The following is a 2,923-nucleotide window of genomic DNA, read 5'->3' on the forward strand; positions in this document are numbered from 1 at the left end:
AAGATATAAAGCTGTCGATTTTCCATCTTTCTCCAGAGTTTCAAGAATAGGAAGGTTAAAACACAAGGTCTTTCCTGAGGCAGTTCCGGTTGTGATGATCAGGTTTTTTCCTTGTCTGATTTTATTTATGCTTTCGGTCTGGTGAGAATATAATTTTCCGATTTTTTTAGAGGTCAGATATTCTTGCAGGGAAGCAGGCAGAGGAGGAGAAAGCTCACTGTATTCTCCACTTTTTGAGGGGACTATTTTGGTATCAATTATCTGTCCCTTATACCATTTATATTTTTTTAATCCTTCGATGATCTGGTTCATACTCGTTCCTCGGATGACGGATGACGAATAACAGGTAAAAATGTAGGGCAAGGCTTTTAGCCTTGCATGTATTTGTCTCGTGTAGCCGAGCCTTTAGGGCTCAGTAGGGCTTGATAAATCAAGCCCCTACTAATGTAGGGTTCGATTTATCGAACCCCGGTTGACCCCCCCGAGAAAGCTATCGGTAAGGGATCGAGCATAGAGTCATCTGGGTATTTCCCCATTCTCTACTTTTGTGCTTTTCAAATACTCCCTAACTTTTCTTTTCTGTTCTTGAAAATCAGCGTCTGAACCACCTTCCAAAAATCTTTCAAAAGCCTGTCTACCCAATATTTTGTCTTCTTTTGCCCGCCAATTAATCATTCCTACACAGTACCAAAGTTGCCATTTATCGGGTTCAATCTCTAAGACATCGTTTATAAAGTCTTCTGCTTGTAATATGGCACCCGATGCAACTCCATCTCTGAATGCTTTTTTGTACGAACTCTCTGCTTTATCTAGATCATTTTCATAAGCATATAGAAATGCTTCGCTATATCTCCATGTGGAATCTAATGTGTTCTTACTCTTTTTAATTTCTTTTTTTGCCTCTTCCACATTCCTTTCTACCAAAAAAAGATATATCCCTCTTAACAAGTGAGCGACATAATTATTTGGATCCATTTCTTTCAAGATATCTAGCAAAGGTTTCATTTGGCGTAGTAACTCTATATTCTTAGTTTTTGTATATAAAAGATACTTGTTATTTGCTATGGCCAGTGAACTTTCCGCTATTCGCTGTGGAAGCCTTGCCTTGACTTTCCTTATCTGAGTAAGATTCACATCTATCTGTTCTAGCTCAAGATCGAGTTCCTTGAAAAGTTCCAAAGCTAGATCAAAACCCTCAGACAAAAAGGCGGCTATTCCGATGATGTATCGAGCAATAAACCCAATCCATTCCTTTGTCACCTCAAAACCGCTAATCTCATCGGCAATAGGAAAGGCCACCCGTCTTGGGAAGAGTTCAGAAAATTCCTGCGCAAATAAATCGCTTATTACTTTAGGAATAGGTTTATGAATAACTGTTGCTTCAAGAGCCATGAAATAATGTGGAGTACCCTTCTCTAATCTCTGTTTGCAGGAGCCATAAATTATGAAATGAGCATCAGCTTTTTTAAGGGCCTGAAGGGAAGCAGGATGGTCATCGATTTTAGACGCATAGTATTCAGGCATCTCAATAACATTTAAGATGTTTTCCTTTCCTTTAGTTCTTACTACTTCCTTGACTCCTAGGATCAAGTCTGATCTTAGCCTAAGATGTTCCTTCTTGCTTTCAGTCGTTATAGCTAGGACGACTCCTACTTTATTTCTCTTATTTTTAGGATACCTTCTCTCTATTACCCAGACCGAGACTGACGATAAGATAAGAACAACCGCAATTATTAATTTTAAGACACCCGAATTCACGCCAAAGTGCTGCCATAAAAACGGCAACAGCAGCACTTCTATGCCTAATAGCGCCAACAAGCCCCGCGGTGCCAGCCAGTTTTTTCTGATAAAAGATAGTACTACTTTTACTAAGTCTGATAGTGAATTACTTGCCATTGTTACAACTCAATAGGTTCAGAGCTCTGTTTTTCGTAGGGGAGGGGCTTGCTGAGCTTAGCTAAATCCCGCCTTGCGGGATCCACTCCCGTCCTTCGGGAGCCCACAAGTGGTTCACCTACGAAATTACTCTAACAATTTCCGTTCAGTAATCATCTCTTTTGTTTGTGCGGGAATTGGAATTCCCGCACAAAAGGGCGAACACATAGGTTCGCCCCTACAAAATTATTCCAGCGCAGTTGTGCTGCGGTGCAGTTCCGAGAAGATGCGCACCAAGGTCAGCACATCCTGCCGGTTATGCTCCACTATCGGTTTCAAAAGTCCATAATTTTTGGTCTTGAGATAGTCTGAGTAGAATTCAGGCACAAGGGAGCTCGGCAGATGGGTCGACCTTTTTTCTTTCAGGATATTTTTTTCGATAGTATCCAGACAGAAATCAGGGAGTTGGTTTTTCCATACCCTTCTGGAAAAATGCAACAGGTCAAAATGGGACTTGTGCAGGTCAGGTATCATTCCGTAATACCTGAGCCTTCCCTCTAGGAAAGGGACATCAAATGCCTTGCCGTTGAAACTGACTAGAGATTTGGACTTCGAAAGATATTCTGAAAAAGCCTTCAGAAGCCCGATCTCTTCCTCAACTTCCAAGGCTAAGAACTGATCTAACTTCATCTTTTTCCCGTCTTCCAGAGTTGCGATTCCGATTAAAATGACTAAGTTACCTCCAAAAAGACCAAGGGTCTCTATGTCCAGAAAAAGAAAATCCTCCCAGGGATGAAAAGAAGACAGGCTGAAAATCAAGGGGTGAGACTTGGGCAGGCGAGAGGAGAGAAGATGCTGAAGCCCGATTTTGTCTTCCTCGAACACGACTTGCAGAACAAGCTCTGCTTCCGTTCCCCAGCGAGGATGGGAGATCAAATCCTGAAGGCTCTTGTATCCAGCCCTTTTGAGCTGGTCCTCCCTGTATTCCCTGATTCCAGGGAGAAGAGAGAAAAAGGAAAGAATGGTTTTCTCCACGGTTTCTTTTTCA

Annotated in this window: 3 protein-coding genes; all 3 read right to left on the reverse strand. The window is 41.8% G+C overall.

Annotated features, from left to right (window positions below):
- The coding region (locus tag MUP17_01325; protein ID MCJ7457616.1) for a DEAD/DEAH box helicase at positions 1 to 312 on the reverse strand (312 nt) is incomplete at its 3' end.
- Between the two features lie 204 nt (positions 313 to 516).
- The gene (locus tag MUP17_01330) at positions 517 to 1,896 is read right to left on the reverse strand and encodes a hypothetical protein (protein ID MCJ7457617.1); all 1,380 of its coding nucleotides are present in this window, start codon (positions 1,894 to 1,896) and stop codon (positions 517 to 519) included.
- A 225-nt stretch (positions 1,897 to 2,121) separates the two neighbouring features.
- Positions 2,122 to 2,923, reverse strand: an 802-nt coding sequence (locus MUP17_01335) for a ribonuclease H-like domain-containing protein (protein ID MCJ7457618.1), incomplete at its 5' end; no start/stop codon positions are given.

Source organism: Candidatus Zixiibacteriota bacterium (assembly GCA_022865345.1).
Lineage (GTDB): Bacteria > Zixibacteria > MSB-5A5 > MSB-5A5 > RBG-16-43-9 > RBG-16-43-9.

What these genes read in the sequence shown, in the direction of transcription:
- MUP17_01330 (MCJ7457617.1), bottom strand. Translation starts at nt 1,896, where the DNA reads ATGGCAAGTAATTCACTATCAGACTTAGTAAAAGTAGTACTATCTTTT.